At 60.7% G+C, this 26,183-nt stretch carries 21 protein-coding genes; 11 read left to right on the plus strand and 10 right to left on the minus strand.

The genetic code is table 11. The annotated features are described in order from the left end of the window. Both BHV64_RS09375 and BHV64_RS09380 read left to right on the plus strand, forming a co-directional pair. Positions 1 to 681 (plus strand): DUF2461 domain-containing protein, encoded by a 681-nt coding sequence (locus BHV64_RS09375; RefSeq protein WP_217727491.1) that lies wholly within the window; start codon positions 1 to 3, stop codon positions 679 to 681. Between the two features lies 1 nt (position 682). Beyond that, positions 683 to 1,645: an alpha/beta hydrolase family protein gene (locus BHV64_RS09380; protein WP_217727490.1), complete on the plus strand. Its 963-nt coding sequence runs from the start codon at positions 683 to 685 to the stop codon at positions 1,643 to 1,645. Positions 1,646 to 1,720: 75 nt separating this feature from the next. Here BHV64_RS09380 and glmS read toward each other — a convergent pair whose 3' ends face one another. The 5 genes from glmS to glmM form a co-directional block, all read right to left on the minus strand. Continuing rightward, positions 1,721 to 3,565: a glutamine--fructose-6-phosphate transaminase (isomerizing) gene (gene glmS / locus BHV64_RS09385; protein WP_288115797.1), complete on the minus strand. Its 1,845-nt coding sequence runs from the start codon at positions 3,563 to 3,565 to the stop codon at positions 1,721 to 1,723. Between the two features lie 134 nt (positions 3,566 to 3,699). After that, positions 3,700 to 4,482, minus strand: a complete 783-nt coding sequence (locus BHV64_RS09390; RefSeq protein ID WP_288115798.1) for an inositol monophosphatase family protein — start codon at positions 4,480 to 4,482, stop codon at positions 3,700 to 3,702. 1 nt (position 4,483) lies between these two features. Then, positions 4,484 to 5,851: a dipeptidase gene (locus BHV64_RS09395; RefSeq protein WP_149887227.1), complete on the minus strand. Its 1,368-nt coding sequence runs from the start codon at positions 5,849 to 5,851 to the stop codon at positions 4,484 to 4,486. Continuing rightward, positions 5,852 to 6,298, minus strand: a complete 447-nt coding sequence (locus BHV64_RS09400; RefSeq protein ID WP_149887228.1) for a copper resistance protein NlpE — start codon at positions 6,296 to 6,298, stop codon at positions 5,852 to 5,854. 4 nt (positions 6,299 to 6,302) lie between these two features. Beyond that, positions 6,303 to 7,691, minus strand: coding sequence for a phosphoglucosamine mutase (gene glmM, locus BHV64_RS09405; protein WP_288115799.1), 1,389 nt, complete (start codon positions 7,689 to 7,691; stop codon positions 6,303 to 6,305). 114 nt (positions 7,692 to 7,805) lie between these two features. Between glmM and BHV64_RS09410 the strand changes: the two genes are divergently transcribed. The 8 genes from BHV64_RS09410 to BHV64_RS09445 all read left to right on the plus strand — a co-directional run bounded on the left by BHV64_RS09410 (position 7,806) and on the right by BHV64_RS09445 (position 16,005). After that, on the plus strand, positions 7,806 to 8,684 hold the full coding sequence (locus BHV64_RS09410; RefSeq protein WP_288115800.1) for a nucleoside phosphorylase: 879 nt from the start codon (positions 7,806 to 7,808) through the stop codon (positions 8,682 to 8,684). 32 nt (positions 8,685 to 8,716) lie between these two features. Continuing rightward, positions 8,717 to 9,841, plus strand: coding sequence for a DNA polymerase III subunit beta (dnaN, locus tag BHV64_RS09415; RefSeq protein WP_147620063.1), 1,125 nt, complete (start codon positions 8,717 to 8,719; stop codon positions 9,839 to 9,841). A 10-nt stretch (positions 9,842 to 9,851) separates the two neighbouring features. Beyond that, a complete protein-coding gene (locus tag BHV64_RS09420) occupies positions 9,852 to 10,619 on the plus strand; it encodes a 3'-5' exonuclease (protein WP_015546092.1) in 768 nt (255 codons plus the stop codon). Beyond that, positions 10,616 to 12,442 (plus strand): amino acid ABC transporter substrate-binding protein, encoded by a 1,827-nt coding sequence (locus tag BHV64_RS09425; RefSeq protein WP_138265460.1) that lies wholly within the window; start codon positions 10,616 to 10,618, stop codon positions 12,440 to 12,442. The genes BHV64_RS09420 and BHV64_RS09425 overlap by 4 nt, the downstream gene beginning before the upstream one ends. A 7-nt stretch (positions 12,443 to 12,449) precedes the next feature. Further along, positions 12,450 to 13,097 carry a redox-sensing transcriptional repressor Rex gene (locus BHV64_RS09430; protein WP_022061871.1) on the plus strand — a complete coding sequence of 216 codons (648 nt, stop codon included), beginning with the start codon at positions 12,450 to 12,452 and terminating at the stop codon, positions 13,095 to 13,097. 25 nt (positions 13,098 to 13,122) lie between these two features. Further along, a complete protein-coding gene (locus tag BHV64_RS09435; RefSeq protein ID WP_015546094.1) occupies positions 13,123 to 13,686 on the plus strand; it encodes an FAD synthetase family protein in 564 nt (187 codons plus the stop codon). 7 nt (positions 13,687 to 13,693) lie between these two features. Continuing rightward, positions 13,694 to 14,104 (plus strand): acyl-CoA thioesterase, encoded by a 411-nt coding sequence (locus tag BHV64_RS09440; RefSeq protein WP_022061873.1) that lies wholly within the window; start codon positions 13,694 to 13,696, stop codon positions 14,102 to 14,104. Positions 14,105 to 14,364: 260 nt separating this feature from the next. Continuing rightward, the gene (locus tag BHV64_RS09445) at positions 14,365 to 16,005 is read left to right on the plus strand and encodes an ABC-F family ATP-binding cassette domain-containing protein (RefSeq protein ID WP_015546095.1); all 1,641 of its coding nucleotides are present in this window, start codon (positions 14,365 to 14,367) and stop codon (positions 16,003 to 16,005) included. A 95-nt stretch (positions 16,006 to 16,100) separates the two neighbouring features. On the opposite strand, the gene BHV64_RS09450 is transcribed toward BHV64_RS09445, so the two are convergent. Together BHV64_RS09450 and htpG are read right to left on the minus strand one after the other, a co-directional pair. Then, positions 16,101 to 17,987: a thioredoxin domain-containing protein gene (locus BHV64_RS09450; RefSeq protein ID WP_195636822.1), complete on the minus strand. Its 1,887-nt coding sequence runs from the start codon at positions 17,985 to 17,987 to the stop codon at positions 16,101 to 16,103. A 150-nt stretch (positions 17,988 to 18,137) separates the two neighbouring features. Beyond that, positions 18,138 to 20,198: a molecular chaperone HtpG gene (gene htpG, locus BHV64_RS09455; RefSeq protein ID WP_118406334.1), complete on the minus strand. Its 2,061-nt coding sequence runs from the start codon at positions 20,196 to 20,198 to the stop codon at positions 18,138 to 18,140. 227 nt (positions 20,199 to 20,425) lie between these two features. Between htpG and BHV64_RS09460 the strand changes: the two genes are divergently transcribed. Continuing rightward, positions 20,426 to 20,944, plus strand: a complete 519-nt coding sequence (locus BHV64_RS09460) for a nitroreductase family protein (RefSeq protein WP_195636824.1) — start codon at positions 20,426 to 20,428, stop codon at positions 20,942 to 20,944. Positions 20,945 to 20,985: 41 nt separating this feature from the next. Here BHV64_RS09460 and BHV64_RS09465 read toward each other — a convergent pair whose 3' ends face one another. From BHV64_RS09465 to dnaE, 3 genes are read right to left on the minus strand one after another with little or no spacing between them, the layout of a single operon-like run. Then, on the minus strand, positions 20,986 to 21,978 hold the full coding sequence (locus BHV64_RS09465; RefSeq protein ID WP_195636593.1) for an aldose 1-epimerase: 993 nt from the start codon (positions 21,976 to 21,978) through the stop codon (positions 20,986 to 20,988). Next, a complete protein-coding gene (gene trxA, locus BHV64_RS09470) occupies positions 21,978 to 22,292 on the minus strand; it encodes a thioredoxin (RefSeq protein WP_022061499.1) in 315 nt (104 codons plus the stop codon). Before trxA ends, BHV64_RS09465 begins: the two co-directional genes overlap by 1 nt. A 38-nt stretch (positions 22,293 to 22,330) precedes the next feature. After that, the gene (gene dnaE, locus BHV64_RS09475; protein ID WP_015546099.1) at positions 22,331 to 26,140 is read right to left on the minus strand and encodes a DNA polymerase III subunit alpha; all 3,810 of its coding nucleotides are present in this window, start codon (positions 26,138 to 26,140) and stop codon (positions 22,331 to 22,333) included. Positions 26,141 to 26,183: the final 43 nt, after the last annotated feature.

The following is a 26,183-nucleotide window of genomic DNA, read 5'->3' on the forward strand; positions in this document are numbered from 1 at the left end:
ATGAAGGAGGTCATCGACTTCTTCCGCCGGCTGCACGACGACAACACCCGGGAATGGTTCGACGCCCACCGCGCCGAATGGACCCGTGTGAAGGGACGGTTCGCCGATTTCACCGGACAGCTGATCGAGGGCATCGCGTCGTTCGACCCCGAGGTGCGCGGCCTGCGTCCGCAGGACTGCACCTACCGGATCGCCCGCGACACGCGTTTCTCGCCCGACAAGTCGCCCTACAAGACCTATATCGGGGCTTACATTGCGCCGAAGGGCAAGAAATCGGGTTTCGCGGGATACTATTTCCACATCGAACCCTGCTGCGACTCGCTGGTGTGCTGCAACCTGCTTTCGGCGGGCGCCGTGTGCATCGAGCCGACGGTGCTGCGGTCGATCCGCGAGGAGGTGCTCGACAACGGCGCGCAGATCGAGGCGGCGATCCGGAAGGCCAAAGGGTTCCGGCTGTGCAGCGGCAACAGGCTCAAGCGGGTCCCGACGGGATTTCCGGCCGACAGCCCCTATGCCGAGATGCTGAAGCTGAAGGACTTCTACCTCGAACAGCCCATCGCCGAGGAGTTCCTGCTCGCACCCGACCTGCTGGAACGCACCGTCGAGCAGTTCCGCCGCACGCAGCCGTTCATCGCCATTCTGAACCGGGCGATCCGCTACGCCCACGAAGAGATGCAGTGACATGAGACGTCTGTTTCTGATCGCTGCACTGTTTCTGTGGACGCCGGCCGGGGCGCAGAACGACGATGCGACGCCGCGGAAGATCGAAAAAGAGACCTTCGTCTATGCCGTGCGGGATGCCGACACGCTGCGGCTGGACCGTTATGCGCTCCTCTCGCCCGACAGCCGGGCGAAACCCTGCCTGATGTTCCTTTTCGGCGGCGGCTTTATGACCGGAACGCGGGACAACCGGCGTTTCCGCCCCTTCTTCGACTACTACGCCCGCAAGGGGTTCGTCGTCGTGTCGATCGACTACCGGCTGGGGATGAAGCGGGCCAGACAGGCCGGCCTGCTCGACGAGGAGCATTTCACGCAGGCGTTGGACATGACGCTTTCGATGGCGACGGAGGACCTCTACGACGCCACGGCCTATATCTGCCGGCATATGCCGGACGTCGATCCTTCGCGGATCGTGACGTGCGGGTCGAGCGCCGGGGCCATCACGGTGCTGATGGGCGAGTACTGGCTTTGCAACGGGCATCCGCTGACCGCCGGGAAGTTCACGCAGGACTTTAGCTACGCCGGGGTAATCGCCTTTGCGGGAGCCGTTTGCGATACGCAGGACAGCCTGCGCTGGGCGCGCGATCCCGCGCCGATGCTGCTTTTCCACGGCGACGCCGACCGCAATGTGCCCTACGGCGCGCTCGGTGTCGACGGAGTCTGGCTGTTCGGCTCGAAGAGCATTGCCGACGACCTCGCGCGGCGCAGAGTTCCGCACGCGTTCTACTCCGTCGCCGAGACCAATCATTCGATGGCGTGGCGGCCGATGACCGAGAACCGCGGCGAGATCGACTCGTTTCTCGAAAAGCTGGTCTTCAAACGGCAGCGGCTGGTGACCGACGTCCGCATCACGCCGCTCGATGCGCCCGCAGTTCCGAAGGATTTCGGGATTTCCGACTACATCGACGCCAACTACGGGCATTAGGCGTCCGCCGCAGATGAAAAATCCGCAGCCTCCCCCCGGGAAGCTGCGGATTTTCGTTTGCCGTGCGGCGCGTGATCACTCCACCGTCACCGACTTGGCGAGGTTGCGGGGCTGGTCGACATTGCGGCCCTTGTAGACGGCGATGTAGTAGGCCAGCAGTTGCAGCGGGACCGATACCACGATGGGCATCAGGCACTCGGCGATCACCGGGACCTCGATCACGAAGTCGGCCGAGCGGCGTACCTGTTCGTCGCCGCGGGCGACGACGGCGATGATCTTGCCGCCGCGGGCCTTGATCTCCTCGATGTTCGAGGCCGTTTTTTCGTAGGTGTGGTCCGGCGTGGCGATGGCCACGGTGGGCATCTCGGCGTCGATCAGCGCAATGGGGCCGTGCTTCATCTCGGCCGCGGGGTAACCTTCGGCGTGGATGTACGAAATCTCCTTGAGTTTCAGCGCGCCTTCGAGCGCCGTGGGGTAGTTGTACCCGCGGCCGAGGTAGATGAAGTTGTGCGCATAGGTGAATATTTTCGCCAGGTCGGCGACCTGCGGGGCGACTTTCAGCACCTCTTCCATCGTCTCGGGCAGGTGCAGCAGCGCCGCCGAAACCTCGTTGTAATACGCCTCCGTGACGGTTCCTCTCTCGCGGCCCACGGCCAGCGCCAGCATGGCCATCACGGTCACCTGCCCGGTGAAAGCCTTCGTCGAGGCGACGCCGATCTCGGGCCCCACGTGGATATAGGCCCCCGAATCCGTGGCCCGGGCGATCGACGAGCCGACGACGTTGCAGATGCCGAAGACGAACGCCCCGGCCTTGCGGGCCAGTTCGACGGCGGCCAGCGTGTCGGCCGTCTCGCCCGACTGCGACACGGCCACGACGATGTCGTCCTCGCGGATGATGGGGTTGCGGTAGCGGAACTCCGAGGCGTACTCCACCTCGACGGGAATGCGGCAGATCGACTCCACGAGGTGTTCGCCGATCAGCGAGGCGTGCCACGACGTGCCGCACGCCACGAAAATGATGCGCCGGGCGTTCACGAACCTGTCGCGGTGGTCGATCACGCCCGAAAGTTTCACCTCGCAGGTGTCGGGGTTGATGCGTCCGCGGATGCAGTCGACGATGGTTCGGGGCTGCTCGTAAATCTCCTTGAGCATGAAATGGGGATAGCCGCCCTTTTCCAGCTGCGAGATCGACAGCTGGAGTTTCTTGATGTCGATCTTCGCATCGTGGTTGTCCAGCGTGACGATTTTCAGCGGGGCGTTGCGGTCGATCACGGCGATTTCGCCGTCGCCCACGTAGACGAAATCCTCGGTGTATTCGATGATCGACGCGGCGTCGGACGAGAGGAAGAACTCCCCGTCGCCCACGCCCACGACCATCGGGCTGCTCTGCCGCGCGGCGACGATCCGGTCGTGGTTGCCCTTCTCGACGACGGCGATGGCGTAGGCGCCGATCACCTGCCGGAGGGCCTGCCGCACGGCTTCGGGCAGCGAGCAGCCGCTGGTCGCCCGGACGTATTCGATCAGATTCACCAACACCTCGGAGTCGGTGCTGCTGCGGAAGGTGTATCCGTTCTGTTCGAGGGCGTCCTTCAGCACGCGGTAGTTCTCGATGATGCCGTTGTGTATCAGGGCTATATTCTCCGATTCGGAGTAGTGGGGATGGGCGTTGGCGTCGTTCGGAATCCCGTGCGTGGCCCAGCGGGTGTGGGCGATGCCGATGTTGCCGCCGAGGTCCTTTCCGTCGAGGAAATGCTCCAGATCGGAGACCTTGCCCTTGCATTTGAATACGTTGAGACGCCCGTCCGGGTTGACCAGCGCGACGCCCGCACTGTCGTATCCCCTGTATTCGAGGCGGTGAAGCCCCTTTATCAGAATCGGGCACGCGTCGCGCCGCCCGACATATCCGACTATTCCGCACATGTTGTTCTGTTTTTTTGTTCGGGTCAAAAATAAGAAAAAATTTTAATAAACACACATGTGTAAGGGCGGGAATTTACTCCCGCCCTCATTCAGAATAGGCTGCAACGCTTGCAACGATTTGGTTTTCGGTGAATTTACCGCACGTACTTCAAGATTTCCTTCACGATCGCGCCGTTGCCCGCGACGATCGAGATGCCCCGGTCGCGGCGCAGGTCGCAGACGACGCCCCCGGCCTCGGCGAGGATCAGTTCGGCGGCGCAGACGTCCCATTCGTGCAGCGCCAGTTCCCAGTAGCCGTCCAGCAGTCCGGCGGCGACGCAGCTGATGTCGTAGGCCGCAGAACCCAGCCGCCGGACATCCCGCACGTAGGGGATGATCCGTGCGACGTTGTCGCTGTTGTTGTCCGGATTCACGTCCTTGTCGTAGGGGAATCCCGTGGCGATGACCGAGGTGGCGAGCGTCTGTTTCTCCCCGACGCGGAGGCGTTCCGGCTCCCGCGAAGCGTATTGCAGATATGCCCCGCCGTCCTTCGTCGCCGTGAACAGCTCGTTCAGGTAGGGTGCATAGACGACCCCCACGATGGTTTCGCCCCTGTACTGGAGGGCTATCGAAACCGTGAACAGCGGAAGTCCCTGACTGTAATTGGTCGTGCCGTCGAGCGGGTCGACGACCCAGCGCCAGTCGCTCGCGGCGTTGCCCCGGCAGCCGCCCTCCTCGCCCAGAATGGCATGGTCGGGATAACGCTCCGCGATCATGCCGGCAATCAGTTCCTCGCTCTCCCTGTCGGCGCGCGTCACCACGTCGTAGACGTTGGATTTGGTCTCGATCGACAGCCTGTCGCCCCGGAAGTAGGCGAGTTGTATTCCGCCCGCGGCCTTCGCCAGCTGCACGGCGAATTTCAGCAGTTCGTCGTACATGCTATTCGGATTCGGCGAAATACTTGTAGAACAGCGGAATGGTCTCCACGCCTTTGTCGAACTGCTCGAGTCCGTAGCTTTCGTTGGGCGAGTGGATGGCGTCCTCGGCCAGACCGAAGCCGATCAGCAGCGACTTGATGCCCAGGATGGACTCGAATCCGCTGATAATGGGGATCGAACCGCCCGAGTAAAAGGGCAGGGGCTTTTTGCCGAAAGTCGCCTCGACGGCCTTTTCGGCCGCCTTGTAGGCCGGCATGTCGGTCGGCGCGACGTAGGGCATGCCGCCGTGGAGCGATTTCACCACGACCTTCACGCTCTCGGGCGCGATGGCGCGGAAATGTTTCTCGAACAGCTCCGAGATCTTGCGGTAGTCCTGATTCGGCACGAGGCGCATCGAAATCTTGGCCGAAGCCTTCGACGGAATGACCGTCTTGGTCCCCTCGCCCGTGTAGCCGCCCCAGATGCCGTTGACGTCGAGCGACGGGCGCACGCCGGTGCGTTCCAGCGTCGTGTAACCCGCTTCGCCCTCCACGTCGCCGATTTTCAGCGACTTCTTGTAATCCTCGAGGCTGAACGGCGCCTTGTTGAACGCCTCGCGCTCGGCGGGCGTCAGCTCCCGCACGTCGTCGTAGAAGCCGGGGATCGTCACGCGGCCGTTCTCATCGACGAGTCCCGCCACCAGCCGCGCCAGCACGTTGGCCGGGTTGGCCACCGCACCGCCGAACAGCCCCGAATGCAGGTCCTTGTCCGGTCCCGTCACCTCGACCTCCATGTAGGCCAGTCCGCGCAGTCCGCAGGTGATCGACGGCGTCTGCATCGAGATCATCGACGTGTCCGACACCAATATAATATCGGCCTTGAGCAGCTCCTTGTTCTGCTCGCAGAAGCCATAGAGGCTCGGCGAACCGATCTCCTCCTCGCCTTCGAGCATGAATTTCACGTTGCAGGGCAGCGAATCGGTGGCGCACATCGCCTCGAACGCCTTGGCGTGCATCCACAGCTGTCCCTTGTCGTCGTCGGCGCCGCGGCCCCAGATGCGGCCGTCGCGGATGACCGGCTCGAAAGGTTCCGTGCGCCACTCGTCGCGCGGGTCCACGGGCATCACGTCGTAGTGGCCGTAGACCAGCACCGTTTTGGCCCCGGGATCGACGGTCTTCTCGGCGTAAACCACCGGATTGCCCTCCGTGGACAGCACGTCGGCGCGGTCGGCCCCGGCCTTCACGAGCGCCGCCGCGAGAAACTCGGCGCAACGCTGCATATCGGGCTTGCGCTCGGACTGCGCGCTGATCGACGGGATACGCAGCAGGTCGAACAACTCGCTGATAAACCGTTCTTTATTCTCCTTTATATAAACCTTTGCTTTATCCATTTATTCGGTGGTTTTTTGCAGTACGTAATTGTCCGCCAGCGCGCCGGTCACAGGTTGTTTTTCGGCGTCGAGGCGGCGCAGGCGGTTCTCCTCGACCTTGTAATATTGGGGCTGTCCGCCCTCCGAGGGCGTCAGCGTCAGCAGGTTCTCCTTAACCGTGAAAGCGCCCTTCTCGTCGAATTCCGAGTCGCGGTCGATGTATTTCAGATGCAGGGCATAGGAACCGTCGGGCGCGAGCGTCAGCGTCGTCTCGATTCCCGGGCAGTCGGCCGCAGGCAGCGTGCCCTTGTAGACGCCCAGATAGTCGAGCGAGGTCTCGGCATTGTGCATGTCGGGAGCCGCTGCCGTTGTCTGCTGCGTCCCGGCTGTCGCCGCCTTCTGCTGCGCATTTCCGCCGCAGGAGACCATCGCGAGGGCTGCGGCGAGGATCAATAAACTCTCTTTCATGGTCTTAAATGTTGCAGATCTCCTTGATTTCGGCAATGAACCGCTGCGCCAGCGCGTCGGCCTCGTCCATCGACTTCGCCTCGGTGTAGACGCGGATGATCGGCTCGGTGTTCGACTTGCGCAGGTGCACCCAGTTTTCCGCGAAGTCGATCTTCACGCCGTCTATATCGTTCACGTTTTCACCGGCATAACGCTCCTTCACCTCACGCAGCACTTTATCTACGTCGATGGCGGGCGTCAGCTCGATTTTGTTCTTCGAGGCGTAGTACGAAGGGTAGGTGGCGCGCAGCCGGGTCATCGTCATGCCTTTCTTCGCCAGCCACGTCAAAAAGAGCGCCGTGCCCACCAGCGCGTCGCGGCCGTAGTGCAGCTCGGGGTAGATCACTCCGCCGTTGCCTTCGCCGCCGATCACCGCGCCGACCTCCTTCATTTTCGCCACGACATTGACCTCGCCGACCGCCGAGGCGTAGTACTTGCCGCCATGCCGCTCCGTGACGTCGCGCAGCGCGCGCGACGAGGAGAGGTTCGAAACCGTGTTGCCGGGCTTTTCGGAAAGAATGTAGTCCGCGACGGCCACCAGCGTGTACTCCTCGACGAACATCGAGCCGTCCTCCGAGACGAACGCCAGCCGGTCGACGTCCGGGTCGACGACGATGCCCAGGTCGGCTTTCTCGCGCACGATGACCTCCGAGATTTCCGTGAGGTTCTGCGGCAGCGGTTCGGGGTTGTGGGCGAATTCGCCCGTGGGTTCGCAGTTCAGCTCCACGACCTCGCAGCCCAGTTCGCGCAGCAGTTTCGGCATCACGATGCCGCCCACCGAGTTCACGGCGTCGACGACGACCTTGAAACGGCGTTTGCGCACCGCTTCGACGTCGACCAGCGGCAGCGCCAGCACGCGGCGGATATGCTCGTCGTTGAAATCCTCGCGCGACAGCACATGGCCGATGGCGTCGATCGCGGGGTAGTCGTAATCCTCCTCCTCGGACATGGCCAGCACCTGCTTGCCCTCGGCGTCGTTGAGAAACTCGCCGTCGGAGTTCAGCAGTTTCAGGGCGTTCCACTGGCGGGGGTTGTGCGAGGCGGTGATGATGATGCCGCCGTCGGCCTTCTTGCCGATCACGGCCATCTCGGTCCCGGGGGTGGTGCACAGCCCGACGTTGACGACGTTCGCGCCGCAGGCCAGCAGGGTCCCTTCCACGAGGTTCGAGACCATTTCGCCCGAAATACGGGCGTCGCGTCCTACGACTATGGTAAGTTTTTTGCCCGGATTGCGGCGGGCGATCAGGCGCACGTAGGCCGTGGTGAATTTGACGACGTCGGGAGGCGTCAGGTTCTCGCCCGCGGGTCCGCCGATCGTGCCGCGGATGCCCGAAATGGATTTGATGAGTGTCATGTTTTATTCGGTTTTACGGATACTTATATTTATGAAAAATTCGCTTCGAAGTTTTGATATTCGAGGTAAATATATTACTTTTATGCCAATTATGGAAATTAAAAAACGACAATTATGAGAACCATTCCCGCTTCCGAATTGATTATCAACGACGACGGTTCGATTTTTCACCTGCACCTGTATCCCGGGCAGCTGGCCGACACGGTGATCCTGGTCGGCGACCCCGGCCGCGTGGCCCTCGTAGCCGGATTTTTCGACACGAAGGAGTGCGAGGTTTCGAACCGCGAGTTCAAGACCGTGACGGGCAGCTATAAAGGAAAACGCATGACGGTCCTCTCGACCGGCATCGGCATCGGCAACATCGACATCTGCGTCACGGAGCTGGACGCGCTGGCCAACGTCGATTTCGCCACGCGGCAGGAGAAGGCCGAAAAAAAACGGCTCACGCTGGTGCGGCTGGGCACTTCGGGCGCCATTCAGCCCGACATCAAGGTCGGTGAATTCGTCTTCTCGCGCACTTCGTGCGGCTTCGACGGCCTGTTGAGCTACTACAAGGGCCGCGACGCGGTCTGCGACCTGGCGCTCGAAGAGGCGTTCGTGAAGCACACGGGCTGGTACGAGAAGATGCCGCGCCCCTATTTCGTCGACGCCGACAAGACCCTGTTCGAGCATTTCAGCGACGTCACGCGCGAGGGCATCACCATCGCCGCACCGGGATTCTACGCCCCGCAGGGCCGCTGGGTGCGGCTCGAACCGCACGACGCCCGGCTGAACGAGAAGATCGAGTCGTTCGGCTACGAAGGCCGCCGCATCACCAACTTCGAGATGGAGGGTTCGGCGCTCGCGGGGCTGGCCGCCCTGATGGGTCACCGCGCCGCCACGATCTGCACGATCATCGCCCAGCGCATCGCGCAGGACGTGAACACCGACTACAAGCCGTTCGTGCGGAAGATGATCGAAACGGCCCTCGACAAACTGGCAATTTTAGAGTAAGAAACCATAAACAGACAAAACAGAAACAACGTATGAAATTTTCCGTATCAAGCTCGGCCCTGCTTTCGCTTCTGGCTACCACCGGCAAGGTCATCAGCAATAAGAACACGCTGCCCATCCTGGACTACTTCCTCTTGGAACTCAACGGCAACACGCTGCAAGTCACCACCTCGGATCTTGAGACGACGCTCGTCGGGCAGATCGAGGTGGACAGCGTCGAGAGCGAAGGTACGATCGCCGCGCCGGCCAAACTGATGCTCGACTCGCTGAAGGAGTTCCCCGAACTGCCGCTGACCATCGAGGTCAACGACAAGAACTGGGAGATCAAGATCAACTGGAAGAGCGGATCGCTCTCGATTCCCGGAGCCAGCGCCGTCAGCTATCCCGCCGTGCCGCAGCTGAACGCCGAGAAAAAGGAGCTGCGCCTCGACGTCGACACCCTCGTGAACGGCATCAACAAGACGATTTTCGCCACGGCGGACGACGAACTGCGCCCCGTGATGAACGGCATCTATATCAATCTGGCGCCCGACGCGCTGACGTTCGTGGGAACCGATGCGCACAAACTCGTGAAGTACGAGGCCGAGACCGAAAACGAGGTGACGGCGTCGTTCATCCTCCCGAAGAAGCCCGCCAACCTGCTCAAGTCGGTGCTGCTGAAGGAGGACGACGCGATCGAAATGGCGTTCGATTCGAAGAACGCCCTGTTCAAACTCAAGAGCCACACGCTCGTCTGCCGCCTGATCGAGGGCAACTACCCGAACTACAACGCCGTGATTCCGTCCAACAACCCCAACAAGGTGCTGGTGGACCGCATCGAGCTGGTCAACGGCATCAAGCGCGTGGCCGTCTGCTCGAACCCCACGACGAACCTGATCCGCATGGACATCGCCGACAACCGGATCACCCTCACGGCGCAGGACATCGACTTCTCGGTGTCGGCCAACGAGACGATCTCGTGCAGCTACGACGGGCAGCCCATTTCGATCGGCTTCAAGTCGACGTTCCTCGTCGAGATCCTCTCGAACATGGATACCCCGACGGTGGTGGTGGAACTGGCCGACTCGACCCGCGCCGGCGTCTTCAAACCCGTTTACGACGACAAGCAGTCGAGCGCGACGCTCATGCTGCTGATGCCGATGATGATCAACGCATAACGGCCGTCAGATGAAGCTGAACCTCAAACGACCGATCATCTTCTTCGACCTCGAAACCACCGGCGTGGACACCGCCCGGGACCGCATCGTGGAGATCTCGATGGTCAAGGTCATGCCCGACGGCGAGGAGATCACCAAAACCCGGCGGCTCAATCCCGGGATGCATATCCCCGAGGAGGCCTCGGCCATACACGGCATCACGGACGACGACGTGAGGGACTGCCCGACGTTCGCGCAGGTCGCGCGGTCGCTCGAACAGTTCATCCGCGGCTGCGACTTCGGCGGCTTCAACTCGAACCGCTTCGACCTGCCGGTGCTGGTCGAGGAGTTCCTGCGCGCCGGCGTGGACGTGGACTTCAAGCGCCGCAAGTTCATCGACGTGCAGAACATCTTCCACAAGAAGGAGCAGCGCACGCTGGTCGCGGCCTACAAGTTCTACTGCGACAAGGACCTGGAGGAGGCCCACTCGGCCGAGGCCGACACGAAGGCCACCTACGAGGTGCTGAAGGCCCAGCTGGACCGTTACGACGATCTGGAGAACGACATCGACAAGCTGGCCGAATACTCGTGCCGCGCCGAATCGGCCGACTACGCCGGGCGCATCCTCTACAACGAGAAGGGCGAGGAGGTCTTCGGGTTCGGCAAGTACAAGGGCCGTTCGGTGGCCGAGGTGTTCCGCATCGAGCCGAGCTACTACGCCTGGATGATGAACGGCGATTTCCCGCTCTACACCAAGAAGGTCATCACCGAAATCCGGATGCGCGATAAAATGAAATGACGATGAAACGACTCTGTGCCGCAGCTCTGATGATCGTGTGGGCTTTCTGCGCCGTTGCGGCGGGGAAGTCCGCAACGATCGTCTACATCAACGGTGCGAAATACTACATCCACACGGTGCAGGCGGGCGAGACGCTCTACGGGCTTTCGAAAACCTACGGGGTGGGCGAGAAGGTGATTCTCGAAAACAACCCCTCGATCGCCCGCGGCCTAAAAACCGCCGAGAACATCAAGATCCCCTTCGTGGCCGACGTTCCCGAACCCAAGTCGGACAAGAAGCTGCGCAAGACCTTCGACTTCCATTTCGTGTCGAAGGGCGAGACGCTCTACGCCATTTCGCGGCAGTACGAGATTCCGGTGAAAACCCTTCTGGAGGACAATCCGAACCTCGACCCGCTGCACATGCGCCTCGGCGAACGCATCCTGATCCGCAGGAAACAGATCGGCTCGGAGGACGAGGCCGGCACGAAGGAGCAGTGGGAGGAGTACCGGCAGTCGCTGAACAGCGTGGCCGAGGAAGGCACGGCCTACCACATCGTCCATCCGGGCGAGACGTTCTATTCGCTCTCGCGCCGCTTCGGGATCACCGAGGCGGAGTTCAGCGCGCTCAACGGCGGACTGAAACCCGCGGACCTCAAGGCCGGGGCCATGGTCAAGATTCCCGCGCCCGAGGCCGGACAGATTCCGGAGGGCGCCGACAGCCTCCAACGGCAGGACAGCGTGCCGGAGACCGGGCAGCAGGTCGTGCAGATCGACTTCCGGGCGCTCCGGGCCGGCGACCCGCTCGACGTGGCGCTGCTGCTGCCCCTCGCCACGGGCGGCGAGCCTAACGGCAACTACCTGGAGTTCTATCAGGGTTTTCTGCTGGGGCTGGACAGCGTGAAGCTCAAATACGGACGTTCGGTGAACGTGGACCTCTACAACACGGCCCGCGACACGGCGCGCATCCGCGAAATCGTCGAAAGCGACGCCTTCCGGAAAGCCGACCTGATCGTCGGCCCCGTCTACGAGGAGGGGCTGTATCCGGTGATCCGCTTCGCCGAGGAGAAAAAGATTCCCGTGGTGTCGCCGCTGGCCAATATCGAGGGGATGAACAGCGACGTGCTGTTCCAGCTCGCGCCCGACCCTTCGCGCAAGTACGAGAAGGCGGGCGATCTGGTGAACGGCGACAAGCGCGTGACGCTGATCTGCACCGAGTCTGCCGACAAGGAGTTCGAGCGCGAGATGCTCGCGCTGCTGGGCGATTCGGAGTACCGCCGCTATACCTATAAATACGAGCATCCCACGGCCCGCTCGGCCGACAGCCCGAGCGACCTCACGCCGCTGCTGGAGAATACGGACGACAACGTTTTCATCATCCTCTCCGACAACGAGGTGGACATCGACCGCATTCTCGCGGCTCTGGCCTCGGCCGATACGAGCCTTACGAGCCGCGGCCGCACGGCGCCCCGCTTCGTGGTGCTGGGCAACACCCGCTGGAACCGCTACAACACCGTCGACCGCGCGATGTTCTTCAAGAACCGCGTGATCTTCTTCTCGACCTACCACGCCAAACGCGACTCGGAGACCGTGCGGGCGTTCGACGACGCCTACATCCGTTCGTTCGGCGCGCTGCCGAGCCTCTTTTCCTACCGGGGCTACGACACGGCGATGATCTTCGCCCCGGCCATGTACGGCGACATCGAGTACGACCTCGAAGACCGCCGCTACACGCCGTTGCAGACGACCTATCGGTTCGGGCAGAACGAAGGCCGCGAGAACCACGTCAACCGCAACTGGACGCGGGTCAACTACAACAGCGACTTCACCATAACCATCGAATGACAGAGCCATGGCAACTTTGACGAATACGATTCCCGAGAAAACCATCGAGCGATTGAGCGAGTACCGCCGCACGCTGCTCGCCAGCCATCGGCAGGGCATCACGCATATCTTTTCGCACGTACTGGCCGGCATCCACGGCATCACGGCCGTGCAGGTGCGCCGCGACCTGATGCTGATCGGCTTCTCGAGCGACACGAAGAAGGGCTATGACGTGCAGGTGCTGATCGAGTACATCAGCCGCATCCTCGACAGCCCCTCGCCCATGAACATCGCCGTGCTGGGCATGGGCCATCTGGGCCAGGCCATCACCAAATATTTCAACGGCAAGGGGCTCAAGCTGAAGATCACCGCGGCGTTCGACGTCGACCCCGAAAAGGTCGGCAAGACGATCGACGGCATCCCGTGCTACCATATGGACTCCTTCGAGGAGGTGGTCGAGGACAAGGACATCTCGATCGTCATCGTCTCCTCGCCGACGAAGGTGGCTCCGAATCTCGTGCTGCCGATCATCAATGCCGGCATACGGGGGGTGCTGAATTTCACCTCCACGCCGCTGAACTTCCCGCAGGGGATCATCGTCGAGAATTACGACATCACCACGCTGCTCGAAAAAGTCGCCTACTTCGTCAAGGAGAGCGACGGGAGCAATTCGTAACCGTGTGCCGGAGAGGGAGAGAGAGATGAGGGTATTTCACGGTTTCGACGCACTTCCGCACTTCGTCCGCCCGGCGGTCACCGTCGGGTCGTACGACGGCGTGCACCTGGGCCACCGCGCCCTGATCGGGCGGCTGATCGCCGAGGCCCGCGCCAACGGCGGCGAAAGCATCGTGCTGACCTTCGAGCCGCACCCGCGCATCACGCTGGGAAAGGCCGAAGGGCTGCGGCTGCTGACGACGCTCGACGAGAAAACGGCCCTGCTGGAAGAGCTGGGGGTGGATAACGTGATCGTCATTCCCTTCGACAGGGCGTTCAGCGCCTTGTCCGGAGAGGAGTTCGCGGACGATTACCTGATCGGAAAGGTCGGCGCCGAAACGCTCGTCGCGGGCTACAACCACCGTTTCGGCCACGACCGGATCGACTGCGACACGCTCGCGGCGTCGGGACGGCTCCGCGTCGTGAAGGTGGGTCCGTGCAGGGTCGACGGCGAGCATGTCAGTTCGACCGTGATCCGCCGGCTGCTGGATGAGGGGAAAACCGCAGAGGCCGAATTGTTACTTGGATATTCCCTGCAAACCGAAAAATAAAGAAAACATGTTAAGTCACGATTGTCAGATACGCGTGTGGTACAAGCACACCGACCAGATGGCCATTTGCCACCATTCGAATTACATCTGCTACTACGAAGCCGCCCGCAGCGAGTTCCTGCGCGCGCTGGGCATGTCGTTCGCCGAGGTCGAACGGCGGGGCATCATGATGCCGATCCTCGAAGTGCAGTCGAAATACCGCAAGCCGGCCTATTTCGACGAACTGCTGACCGTGCGCATCATCCTCCGGGAAATGCCCTCGACACGCATCAATTTCTTCTACGAAATCTACAACGAGCGGGGCGACCTGCTCAATACGGGCATGACCCAGCTGGGCTTCATCCACAGCGATTCGCGGCGTCCGTGCCGCTGTCCGGAATGGTTCCTGGAGCTGATCCGCAGCCGCTGGACCGAATAAGACGCCCCGTTTCGGGTCCGATTCATGCCGCTTCGCCCTGCGAAGCGGTTTTTTCTGCGCCGTGACGGCATTTTCATCGCCCGGAAAGTCCCTCCCCGCAGTCCGGATTCCGGGACCGCTCCGTCGGGGCGGAAGCAAACCGGCGTTCGCTTCTACGCCCGACGTTTCGTACCTTTGGATACTCCCGCTCGGCAATGTTCAAGTAAATTTGACATTGCCATCGCTTATTCGTACCTTTGCGGCTCAATTTGCGACAACTTATGATTTCAATAGACGGCCTCACCGTAGAGTTCAGCGGCACGACGCTTTTCAAAGACATCTCCTTCACGATCGGCGACAAGGACCGGATCGCCCTGATGGGCAAAAACGGAGCGGGCAAATCGACCCTGCTGAAGATCATCGCCGGAGTGCGTTCGGCCACGCGGGGGCGCGTGACCGTGGGCGAAGGCGGGAAAGTGGGGTATCTGCCCCAGCACCTTCAGGTGGAGGACGGGCGCACGCTCGTCGAGGAGGCGTCGCGGGCCTTCGAACACCTGTTCGAAATCGAGCGGCGGATCGCGGCGCTCAACGAGCAGCTCACGACCCGCACCGACTACGAAAGCGAGTCGTACATGCGGCTGATCGAGGAGGTCACGGCCATCTCCGAGAAGTTCTATGCCGTGGACCTCACCAACTACCAGGAAGACGTGGAGCGCATTCTGCTGGGGCTGGGCTTCGAACGGAGCGACTTCACGCGCCAGACCTCCGAATTCTCGGGCGGCTGGCGCATGCGCATCGAGCTGGCCAAGCTGCTGTTGCAGAAACCCGACCTGCTGCTCTTGGACGAGCCGACGAACCACCTCGACATCGAGTCGATCGAGTGGCTGGAGGATTTCCTGATGAACAACGCCAAGGCCGTAATGGTCATTTCCCACGACAAGGCTTTCGTGGACCACATCACCACGCGCACCATCGAGATCGCCCGCGGACGCATCTACGACTACAAGGTCAACTACTCCCATTACCTCGAACTCCGCAGGGAGCGTCGCGAGCAGCAGCAGGCGGCCTACGACAACCAGCAGAAGATGATCGCCGAGACCCGCGAGTTCATCGAGCGTTTCAAGGGGACCTATTCGAAGACCAATCAGGTGCAGTCGCGCGTGCGGATGCTCGAAAAACTGGAACTCATCGAGGTGGACGAGGAGGACCGGTCGGCGCTGAACCTGCGCTTTCCGCCCGCCCCGCGTTCGGGTTCCTATCCGGTCATCACCTCCGAACTGGGCAAGGCGTACGGCGACCACCGGGTGTTCAGCGACGTGTCGATCACCATCGGGCGCGGCGACAAGGTGGCTTTCGTGGGGCGCAACGGCGAGGGCAAGTCGACGATGGTCAAGGCCATCATGGGGCAGATCGACTTCGAGGGCGAGATCCGGATCGGCCATAACGTCCGGATCGGTTACTTCGCGCAGAACGAGGCGTCGGGGCTCGACGAGTCGATCACCGTCTTCAAGACCGTCGACGACATCGCCGTGGGCGACATCCGGACCCGTATCCGCGACATTCTGGGGGCCTTCATGTTCGGCAAGGAGGCCAGCGAGAAACTCGTAAAGGTGTTGTCGGGCGGCGAACGGACGCGTCTGGCGATGATCAAGCTGTTGCTGGAACCAGTCAACCTGCTGATCCTCGACGAGCCGACCAACCACCTCGACCTGAAGACCAAGGAGATTCTCAAAGAGGCCCTGATGGCTTTCGACGGCACGCTGATCGTCGTCTCCCACGACCGCGATTTTCTCGACGGGCTGACATCCAAAATCTACGAATTCTCCCACGGCCGCGTCACCGAGCACCTCGACGGGGTCTACGGTTTCCTCCGGAAGAAGAAAATTGAAAATATCAGCGAAATCGAACGGCGCAAGGCGTAGACGCCGCGCCTGTGAAGTCCCGGACCCTCGGGATTCCGTGCCGCCCGTCCTTGACGCAGACAAAACGGCCGCCCTGCAAGGGGCGGCCGTTTCCGTTATTCGATCATCTTTTTGAGCGTCTTTTTCAGCTTGTCGTGGTTGCGCAGGTCGTTGCGCAGTTTGCTGTTGCCGTCCCGGTCGACGAGCACGTAGGAGGGGATGCCGTCGACTTTGAACTTTTCGCACAGATATTTCCATTGCTCCTCGTTCAGCCGGTAATGCTTGCCGGCGATTTTGCCGATCTGGGTCTTGTAGGTCACCAGCGGCGAGGTCTCGTTGGCAAGGTAAATCCACACGATGTCGTCCGATTTCAGTTCCCCGGTTTTCAGCGGCTCGTTGGCCTTGATCGCCGCCTGGCAGGGCCCGCACCAGGTGTTCCAGAAATCGACCAGCACGACCTTGCCCTTGTAAGGCGCGACGATGGCGTCGAAAAGCTTGTCAGGGGCCACGTCGGGCGTCTCTTCGATCTTCACCTTGCCTTCCAGCGCCGCCAGCTCCCTGCGTACCCTGGCCTGAATAGCCTCGCACGCCTCGGCGTAGAACGGATTCTTCAGCGAACGGAGCGAGGCGAGGTCAGCCTCCGTGAGAGCATCGTTTTCCGCTTTGGAGGGCAGAGAACTCACTTTGCGCAGATCGGCAAGCGGACTGGTAGCCTCGACGAGTTGCGCCCAATCGATATCGGGAGCAAGAGCTGCACGCTGATATTCGAAAATACGGACGCCCATCGGCAGTTTCGGGTTGTTGATATCGAAAAGCTTGCAGAGCATCGCCTGATTTTCGGATGTCAGTTTGGCAAATTCATAGTCGAGCTTCGCATTGCGGTCCCACATATTATGCTCCGACCGGTAATTGTGTTCCAAAAAGAAACGACTGTTGGCAAATGTGTTGAGGGTCTCCTGCTGGAGCGAAAGCAGAGACAGTTCTGTCATCATGCTGGACATGCCGCTGCGGGCGATACTGTCGGCTAATAATTTATATTTCGATGCCACCATCTGCACATATTCGTCCGCTGTCATCCGGTAATCCGCAAATTCGCCGGTATGGGTATCAAGAGCGATTGTTTTGGTCTCGCTCCCGTTGAAAAGCGTATTCAGCGCGCCGTACGTCCCTGTCGAGTACAACGGGGCACGTTTGGGCTGCTCGTTGTTCCGACGCTGGACGATGGATTTACCCTTCTCTGTGAGGTCAACGTAAATGTCCGCGGTTTCCCCGGGAGCCGTCCAGAAATTCAGGTGCATCGAGCCGGGACCGGCCGGATTGCCATAGATCAGCGACGGGCCGTACTGCCCGAATTTAAAGGTCGCAACGCCCGTCTCGGGGTCGATGGGAGCGTCTTTGCGCTCGTGACCGGTCAGCATCGAATTGATATAAAGCGTCATGTCCTTGTACATCCCTTCGCGGAATCCTAACAGGTGGATGTTGACCCTCGTTTCGCCGACGGCGAAGATCGGATCGGGTACCGGACCGTCTTTCGGAGCCTTGCGCAGCTCTTTGGGCAGGCCTTCGGGATATTCGGGATACTCCGTTTTGCCCGTCAGGTCCACGCCGTAGATCTTGAAACAGTCGTCGCAGTCCGACTCGATGAAGTCGAACGATTTCGTACCGCGGGGCAGGGGAGGGAACCGCAGCACGAACGACGCGCGGCCCGACTTCGGCATCCAGAACAGCGAGTCGGGCGTTATGCCTTCGGCCCCGGTGAGCATGAATTTCCGGGCGGGGATTTGCAGGTAGCTGTCCGAAGAAATGACGATCCAGTTTTTGGGCCGGTAGTAGGCGTTCATGTGGAGCACGGTCGCCGTGTCGCTCAATTCGACTTTCACGATGTCGAGCGTCCGGGTGTTGGCCGTTTCGATCAGCGGGTTTTCCACGACCCGGTTAGCCGGGGTGCAGGACGGCAGCAACGCACCGAGCGCCGCTGCGATCAGGAACAGAAGGTTTCTCATGGCAGGTTGGTTGGGTTTGTAGTGACAAACAAATGTAGTCTTTTTTTGCTGTTTTTGCAACTGTTTCCGCAAAAAGCGGTTGGATGGCCCGGAACGGAAAAGGGACCGCACTCCGAAAGTGCGGCCCCTTCTCTGCAAACCCTTCAAAAACTATTTTCCGATCAGCGAAATCGAACGCTGGATGAAATCCGTCAGGTTCTTGCCCTTGAGCATGCCGTTGGTCAGCAGCGCCAGGTCGATGATCTGCTTGACGAGGCGGTTTTCGCCGCCGATCTCGCGCAGACGCTGGTTGCGCTCGTCGCGCAGGGTGACGATCTTCTTCGACAGCTCCTCGCGCGTGGATTTCTCCTCGGACGAAAGTTCCTCCTCCTTCTTGCCCTTCACGACCTCGTCGAAACGCTTCTCCTCGGCCACTGCGGCGTCGATCTTCTTGGTGATCGACTTCAGTTTGTCGCCGTAGGACTTCTCCACGTCGGCGAGGATGTCGATGACGATGGGGTGGTTGGCGTTGACCGCGATGGTGAAGTTGTCGGGCATCTGTCCGTAGAACTGGCTCATGCCCCCGCCGCCCGTCTGGGCCATCTCCTTCATGCGGCGCATGAACTCGTTCTGCGTGATCACCACCGGAGCCTCGTCGGGCGACATGGCCTCGAACGAGATGTTGTAGTGAATCTTGTCGTCCTTGGGCATCTGGCTCTCGAAAACGGGCGTCAGCACCTCCTGCTGGCCCTCGGTGAGCGACATCTTGACATTCTCCTCCTTCTGGATCAGCTTGTCGACCACGTCGCTGTCGACGCGCACGAAACGCGACTCCTTGTTCTTCGACTCGTACCAGTTGATGTAGTGGCTGTCCAGCTGGCCGTCCATCACCAGCACGTCGTACCCCTTGCCTTTGGCCGCTTCGAGGAACGTGTGCTTCTCCACGGGATCGTCCACATAGAGGAACACCTCCGTCTTGTTCTTGTCGGTCTGGTTCTCCTTCACCTTCTCCGCATACTCCTTGGGGGTGAAATATTTGCCTTCGACGTTCTTCCAGAGCATGATCCCGGCGGCCTTCTCGGCGAACTTCTCGTCGGTGAGGATGCCGTACTGGATGAAGATTTTCAGGTCGTCCCACTTCGCCTCGTAGTCCGAACGCATGGTCGAGAACAACTCCTGCAAGCGGTCTGCGACCTTGCGGGTGATGTAGCTCGAAATCTTCTTCACGTTGGCGTCGCTTTGCAGGTAGCTGCGCGATACGTTGAGCGGAATGTCCGGCGAGTCGATCACGCCGTGCAGCAGCGTCAGGTACTCCGGCACGATGCCCTCGACCTGATCCGTCACATAGACCTGATTCGAATAGAGCTGGATCTTGTTCTTCTGGATCTCGAAGTTGTTGTGAATCTTCGGGAAGTAGAGGATGCCCGTCAGGTGGAACGGATAGTCGATATTGAGGTGGATCGAGAACAGCGGCTCGTCGCTCATCGGGTAGAGTTCGCGGTAGAACTCCTTGTACTGCTCCTCGGTGATGTCGGCGGGCTTGCGGGTCCACAGCGGCTCGACGTTGTTGATGATGTTGTCCTTGTCGGTGTCGACGTATTTGCCGTCCTTCCACTCCTTGACCTTGCCGAAGGCGATGGGCACGGGCAGGAAGCGGCAGTACTTCTTCAGCAGGGCCTCGACCTGCGCATCCTCGGCGTATTCGAGCGAATCCTCCGAGAGGTGCAGCACGATGGTCGTGCCGCGGTCGCGCGCCTCGTCGGTCTCCTCCATCTCGAACTCGGGCGACCCGGTGCAGCTCCAATGTACGGTTTTAGAACCCTCTTTATAGGATTTCGTGAAAATCTCGACCTTGTCCGACACCATGAATGCCGAGTAGAATCCCAGTCCGAAATGTCCGATAATGGCCTGGTTCTTATACTTCTCCATGAACTCCTCGGCGCCCGAGAAGGCGATCTGGTTGATGTATTTATCCACCTCCTCGGCCGTCATGCCGACGCCGCGGTCGGTCACGGTGAGCGTTTTCTTCTCCTTGTCGGCGGCGACGCGGATCGTCACGTCGCCCAGATCGCCCTTGGCCTCGCCGATCGACGAGAGGGTTTTCAGCTTCTGGGTGGCGTCCACGGCGTTCGAAATCAGCTCGCGCAGGAAAATTTCATGGTCCGAGTAGAGGAATTTCTTGATGACGGGGAAAATGTTCTCCGTCGTAACTCCGATTTTTCCGTTTTTCATAGTGCTATCGTTGTTGTTGTATTTGATTTCCTGCCCTTCCTGCAACAAACGGTGTGCCAGTACTTTTTTTCTGCCATTCTGTCAGCCGGACCTGCCAAAACGGAGCGCCCGGTTGTATAACGGCGCGAATTTTTATACCTTTGGAGGCGTAACGGCCCTTTTTACCGGTCGGGAGGTTTCGAATCGCCCGGCCTGTTCGTACCTTTATATAATTAAAACCTTTGCAAATGGATTTTCTGAAACTGGCGAAAAAGCGGTACGCCTGCCGCAAATACCTCTCCAGGCAAGTGGAGCCGGAGAAACTGGAGCTGATCCTCGAAGCGGGCCGCGTGGCTCCCACTGGCGCCAACCGCCAGCCCCAGCGGCTGGTGGTCGTGCAGTCGAAGGAGGGCATGGAACGCCTTGCGCGCTGCACGCGCGATTTCGGCGCCCCGACGGCCGTCATCGTCTGCGCCGACACCTCCGAGGCATGGACCCGCAAGTACGACAGCAAGAACATTTCGGACATCGACGCGTCGATCGTCACCGACCACATGATGCTTGCCGCCGCGTCGCTGGGCCTCGACACGCTGTGGATCTGCATGTTCAAACCCGAAGCCGTGCGCGAGGAGTTCGCCCTTCCGGCGAACGTCGAACCCGTGAACATCCTGCTGATCGGCTACGGCGACGGCCCGGCGGCCGATCCCAACCGCCACGACACGCTGCGCAAACCGCTCTCCGCGACGGTCTTCCACGAGAGGTTTTGAGACAAAAAAGAGGATCGCCGGTCGATCCTCTTTTTTTACCACTATTTCGCATACAGGCGGAAAGTCGTGCGCCACGACTCGCCCGGGTCAATGGCCCGAAACCCTTCGGCCGCGGGATCGGCGGCGTTGGGGGCGTTCGTGGTCCATGTCTGCGGCTCGGGACAGCAGTAGGGCACTTGCCCTCCGTTGTTCCACAGCGTCCAGTAGGTCGTCTGCTCGTCGACCTCGTAGCAGGTTCTCACGCCCGTGCGCAGGTGCTCGACCAGCGCGCCGCGGAACGGTTTGCCGTCCACGTCAATCTCGCGCAGCGTAAAACCCGCCTCGATCGGCCCGCAGCCGGTGACCTGAAGCCCTTCGCGGCGCAATTTGGAAAATTGCTCCGACAGCGGCAGCCTGCGTCCCGTCGGGAGGTTGCGGCCATCGAGTTCGACCTCTTCCCCGACAGCCAGGCGCATCACGTAGTCGGCGTCGGTCCCGCCCGCAAAGGGAATCGTCAGCGGGGTGTGAAAACCCACGCCCAGGGGCATGCGGGTCTCGCTGCGGTTGAAGAACACCACCTCCTGCTCCAACCCTTCGGCCGTGAGCCGGTAGGTGATCTTGCACTTGAACTCGTGCGGGAAATCGCGGTAAACGGCATCGTTCCCCGCATTGGCGTAGTAACGGCATTCGATCATCACCTCCCTGTCCGTCTCGCGGGCCTTCGACACCAGGAACGCCTCGCTCTTGAGGACGCCGTGGTGGTAGTTCCGTTCCCTCTCGATGGTGATGGGATACTGGTACGTGCGTCCCTCGAAGACGTAACGGCCGTCGGCGATGCGGTTGGGCGGGAACAGAATCGGAAGCCCGAAGACCTGCGGACGGCTCCGGAACGTCTCGATCTCCCCGGGTCCGGGCGTGCGCAGGATCTCCGCGCCCAGCCGGGTGTTGGCCAGCCGCACGAGGTTGGCCCCCATCTCCGGAATCAGCAGCACCGTATACTCCCCCTTGGAGAACTCCACGCCTTTCAGCCCGTGGAAGTCGATGGCGCGCAGCATCAGAGAAGCTTCTCGATCTTGGCCTTCAGGGCATCCTTCGGGCATGCGCCGACCTGCTTGTCGACCAGCTCGCCGCCCTTGAGGAAGACGATCGTCGGGATGTTCCTCACGCCGTACTTCATCGTGATGTCATCGTTCTCCTCGACGTCGCACTTGCCGATGACGACCTTGCCTTCGTATTCCGCAGCCAGTTCGTCCACGATGGGCGACATCGTGCGGCAGGGACCGCACCATTCGGCCCAGAAGTCGATGACCACCGGCTGATCGCCTGCGACCAGCGCTTCGAAATTGTCTTTGTTGATTGCCAATGCCATAGCTTTGAGTTTTTTGTTGATTATCAATTAAAGTATGCTTATGCGATTGAGTAGTGGATGCTGTTGTCGTCCAAATATCCGACCAGAGATTGCGAGAGGCTCACCTTGTGGCTTTTCGAGAAGAGGCGCAGCGAGACCTGCGCTCCGCGGTCGTAGACGTTCAGGCGCAGCAGCGTGTCGCCCTTCGACTCGCGGACCCTCTCCGTCAGGTCGTGGATGAACGCTTCGGTCACCTCCTCGATCGGCAGCTGCACGATCATCTCCTTGATCGTGTCGCGCATCTCCTGCAACTGAACCATCGAAATGATCTTGAATTCCAGCTCCTTGTCGTTGTAGGGCTTGGCCTGCACGCGGCCCCGGACGAAGAGGAAATAGTCCGGGAAAAGGTATTTGCGGAAGTTCTCGTAGTCCTTGCCGAAGAGGGCGAACTCGTGGCCTCCGTTGTAGTCCTCGAGTTTGAACTTGCCCCACGGCTTGCCGGTCTTGGTCATCAGGTTCTGCACGCCCACGACCATGCCCGCCACGGCGATCTCCTGCCCCTTGAGGGCGTCGAGGTTCTCCAGCTCCGAAAGCTGGGTCTTGCACATGTGGTCGATGATGATTTTGTAATCGTCGAGCGGGTGCGCCGAGAGGTAAAGGCCCACCATTTCGCGCTCCTTCGTGAGTTTTTCCAACTGGCTCCAGTCGGCGCAGGCCGGAAGCACCGGGCGCTGGATGTCCACGTGCTCGCCGCCGCCGAACAGACTCTGCTGGGCGTTGTTCTGCTCGGTCTGGAACCGCTGCCCGTAGCGCATCAGCTGCTCGATGAAGGTGATGCCGCTCGAATCGCGCAGGTCGACGCCGAAATACTTGCAGCGTGCGAAATCCGAGATCGAGTCGAACGCCCCGGCGTAAGCCAGGTTTTCGAGGCATTTGCGGTTGACGAGCGAGTAGTTCACGCGCTCGACGAAGTCGTATATGTCCTTGAAAGGCCCGTTGGCCTTGCGTTCGGCGATGATGCTCTCCACGGCCGCCGCACCGACGCCCTTCACTGCCGCGAGGCCGAAGCGCACGTCCCCGGCGGCGTTGGACGAGAAGGTCCGCATCGACTCGTTGATGTCGGGTCCCATGACGCTGATGCCCATGCGCTTGCACTCGTTCATGTAGAGCGTCAGCTGCTCGATGTTCGTGAGGTTTCGGCTCAACACGGCAGCCATGTACTCCGAAGGGTAGTTGGCCTTGAGGTAGGCCGTCTGGTAAGCCACCCACGAGTAGCACGTGGCGTGCGACTTGTTGAACGCGTAGGAGGCGAATTTCTCCCAGTCGCCCCAGATCTTTTCGAGCACCTTCGGATCGTGTCCGTTCTTCCTGCCGCCCTCGATGAACTTGGGTTTCAGGTGGTCCAGCTTGTCCTTGAGTTTCTTGCCCATGGCCTTGCGGAGCGTGTCCGACTCGCCGCGGGTGAAGTTGGCCAGAAGACGCGACAGCAACATGACCTGCTCCTGGTAGACCGTGATGCCGTAGGTGTCCTTGAGGTACTTCTCCATCACGGGGATGTCGTACTCGATGGGGCTGCGGCCGTGCTTGCGGGCGATGAAGTCCGGGATGTAGTCCATCGGGCCGGGCCGGTAGAGGGCGTTCATCGCGATCAGGTCCTCGAAGGTCGAGGGTTGCAGCTCGCGCAGGTACTTCTGCATGCCCGCGGACTCGAACTGGAACGTCCCGACGGTGCGGCCCTCGCCGTAGAGGCGGTAGGTCGCGGGGTCGTTGATGATCGTGAAGTCGTCGATGTCGATCTTCACGCCCTTGGTCAGGCGGATGTTCTCCACGGCGTCCTTGATGATCGAAAGGGTCTTCAGCCCCAGGAAGTCCATCTTGATCAGTCCCGTGTCCTCGATCACCGAACCCTCGTACTGCGTGACGAGCATCTTCTCGCCGGTCTCCTTGTCGTCGGCCGTCGAGACGGGAACCCAGTCCGTGATGTCGTCGCGGCAGATGATCGTGCCGCAGGCGTGCACGCCCGTGTTGCGGACGTTTCCTTCGAGCATCTTGGCGTAACGGATCGTATCGCGCAGAATCGGGTTGTCCGACTGTTCGGCGGCTTTCAGTTCGGGGACGTAGTCGATGGCGTTCTGCAGGTTGAGCTTCTTGTCGGGAATCTTGTCCGGCACGAGTTTGCAGAGGCGGTCCGACTCCGAGAGCATCAGTTTCTGCACGCGCGCCACGTCCTTGATGGCCAGTTTGGTGGCCATCGTGCCGTAGGTGATGATGTGCGCCACCTTCTCCTTGCCGTATTTCTGCGTCACCCAGTTCAGGACCCTTCCGCGGCCGTCGTCGTCGAAGTCGACGTCAATATCGGGGAGCGAAATACGGTCGGGGTTCAGGAAACGCTCGAACAGCAGGTCGTAGGCGATGGGGTCGATCTGCGTGATGCCGAGGCAGTAGGCCACGGCCGATCCGGCGGCCGATCCGCGGCCCGGACCCACCGACACGTCCAGCTCCTCGCGCGCGGCGCGTATGAAGTCCTGCACGATCAGGAAGTAGCCCGGGAAACCCATCGTCTTCATAATGTGCAGCTCGAATTTCAGCCGTTCCTCCTGCTCTTCGGTCAGCTGCTCGCCGTAGCGCCTGTGCGCGCCGTCCATCGTCAGCTTGGCCAGATAGTCGGCCTCGAACTTGATGCGGTAGAGTTTGTCGTAACCTCCTAATTTCTGAATCTTTTTGAGTCCCTCCTCCTCCGACATCACCACGTTGCCGTTCTCGTCGCGCGTGAATTCATCGAAAAGGTCCTTTTCCGTGAGCCGGGCGCGGTATTCGGCCTCGGTTCCGAACTCCTCGGGGATCTCGAAGTTAGGCATGATCGGCGCATGGTCGATCGAGTAGCACTCGATCTGGTTGCAGATGTCGACGGTCGTCGACATCGCCTCGGGGTCGGTCTGGCCGAAGATCGCGGCCATCTCGGCCGTCGTCTTGAGCCACTCCTGCTTCGAGTAGAGCATGCGCTTGGGGTCGTCGAGGTCCTTGCCCGTCGAGAGACAGATCAGCCGGTCGTGCGCCTCGGCGTTGTCTTCGTCCACGAAGTGCACGTCGTTGGTGCAGACCATTCTGACGTTGTGCTTCGCGGCCAGTTCGCGCAGGTGCTTGTTCACGTGCAGCTGCATGGGATAGGCCTCGTGGTTGGCCCGCTCGACGGTGGCCTTGTGGAGTTGCAGTTCGAGGTAATAGTCGTCGCCGAAGACCTTCTTGTGCCATCGGATCGACTCCTCGGCCTTTTCGAGGTCGTTGGCCGTGATGGCGCGCGGAACCTCGCCCGCCAGACAGGCCGAACAGCAGATTAGCCCCTCGTGGTATTTCTCGATCTCCGTGCGGTCGGTTCGCGGACGCATGTAGAAACCTTCGGTCCACGCCTTCGAGACGATCTTGATGAGGTTGTGGTATCCCTTGAGGTTCTTGGCCAGCAGGATCAGGTGGTAGCCGCTCTGGTCGGGCTTGCCCTCCTTGTCGTGGAGCCGGCGGCGCGCCACGTAGACCTCGCAGCCGATGATGGGCTTGAAGGCGAGTTTGCGCCGGCACTCCTCCAGTTGTCTTTCGCATTTGGCGATCTCGGCAGCGGGGTCAGCGCAGGTCTCCGTGCCGTCGCGCAGGGCGGCGATGCGGGCCTCCGCCTCGGCGGCCTTGTCCTTGCATTTGCCCTTGACTTTCTGGACGTAGTTGTAGAACTCCTTGATGCCGAACATGTCGCCGTGGTCCGTCACGGCGATGCCGGGCTGTCCGTCGGCCATGGCCTTGTCCACGAGCCGCTGGACGCTGGCCTGTCCGTCGAGGATCGAATATTGCGTATGTACGTGAAGGTGTACGAATTGGGGCATTGCGTCAAAATTTTGCTACGACAAAGATAATATAAATCGGGGG

The organism is Alistipes sp. 56_sp_Nov_56_25 (assembly GCF_001915285.1).
Lineage (GTDB): Bacteria > Bacteroidota > Bacteroidia > Bacteroidales > Rikenellaceae > Alistipes > Alistipes shahii.

Excerpts from the sequence above, each read along its gene's own strand:
- BHV64_RS09450 (WP_195636822.1), bottom strand. The coding sequence starts at position 17,987 with ATGAGAAACCTTCTGTTCCTGATCGCAGCGGCGCTCGGTGCGTTGCTG.
- BHV64_RS09425 (WP_138265460.1), top strand. The coding sequence starts at position 10,616 with ATGACGATGAAACGACTCTGTGCCGCAGCTCTGATGATCGTGTGGGCT.
- BHV64_RS09465 (WP_195636593.1), bottom strand. The coding sequence starts at position 21,978 with ATGCTGCGCGCCATCGACTTCCACGGGCTGAAAGGCGTGGAGTTCTCC.
- BHV64_RS09430 (WP_022061871.1), top strand. The coding sequence starts at position 12,450 with ATGGCAACTTTGACGAATACGATTCCCGAGAAAACCATCGAGCGATTG.
- BHV64_RS09395 (WP_149887227.1), bottom strand. The coding sequence starts at position 5,851 with ATGGATAAAGCAAAGGTTTATATAAAGGAGAATAAAGAACGGTTTATC.
- BHV64_RS09435 (WP_015546094.1), top strand. The coding sequence starts at position 13,123 with ATGAGGGTATTTCACGGTTTCGACGCACTTCCGCACTTCGTCCGCCCG.
- htpG (WP_118406334.1), bottom strand. The coding sequence starts at position 20,198 with ATGAAAAACGGAAAAATCGGAGTTACGACGGAGAACATTTTCCCCGTC.
- BHV64_RS09410 (WP_288115800.1), top strand. The coding sequence starts at position 7,806 with ATGAGAACCATTCCCGCTTCCGAATTGATTATCAACGACGACGGTTCG.
- BHV64_RS09400 (WP_149887228.1), bottom strand. The coding sequence starts at position 6,298 with ATGAAAGAGAGTTTATTGATCCTCGCCGCAGCCCTCGCGATGGTCTCC.
- dnaE (WP_015546099.1), bottom strand. The coding sequence starts at position 26,140 with ATGCCCCAATTCGTACACCTTCACGTACATACGCAATATTCGATCCTC.
- BHV64_RS09440 (WP_022061873.1), top strand. The coding sequence starts at position 13,694 with ATGTTAAGTCACGATTGTCAGATACGCGTGTGGTACAAGCACACCGAC.
- BHV64_RS09460 (WP_195636824.1), top strand. The coding sequence starts at position 20,426 with ATGGATTTTCTGAAACTGGCGAAAAAGCGGTACGCCTGCCGCAAATAC.
- BHV64_RS09390 (WP_288115798.1), bottom strand. The coding sequence starts at position 4,482 with ATGTACGACGAACTGCTGAAATTCGCCGTGCAGCTGGCGAAGGCCGCG.
- BHV64_RS09445 (WP_015546095.1), top strand. The coding sequence starts at position 14,365 with ATGATTTCAATAGACGGCCTCACCGTAGAGTTCAGCGGCACGACGCTT.
- BHV64_RS09380 (WP_217727490.1), top strand. The coding sequence starts at position 683 with ATGAGACGTCTGTTTCTGATCGCTGCACTGTTTCTGTGGACGCCGGCC.
- dnaN (WP_147620063.1), top strand. The coding sequence starts at position 8,717 with ATGAAATTTTCCGTATCAAGCTCGGCCCTGCTTTCGCTTCTGGCTACC.
- glmS (WP_288115797.1), bottom strand. The coding sequence starts at position 3,565 with ATGTGCGGAATAGTCGGATATGTCGGGCGGCGCGACGCGTGCCCGATT.
- trxA (WP_022061499.1), bottom strand. The coding sequence starts at position 22,292 with ATGGCATTGGCAATCAACAAAGACAATTTCGAAGCGCTGGTCGCAGGC.
- BHV64_RS09375 (WP_217727491.1), top strand. The coding sequence starts at position 1 with ATGAAGGAGGTCATCGACTTCTTCCGCCGGCTGCACGACGACAACACC.
- glmM (WP_288115799.1), bottom strand. The coding sequence starts at position 7,691 with ATGACACTCATCAAATCCATTTCGGGCATCCGCGGCACGATCGGCGGA.
- BHV64_RS09420 (WP_015546092.1), top strand. The coding sequence starts at position 9,852 with ATGAAGCTGAACCTCAAACGACCGATCATCTTCTTCGACCTCGAAACC.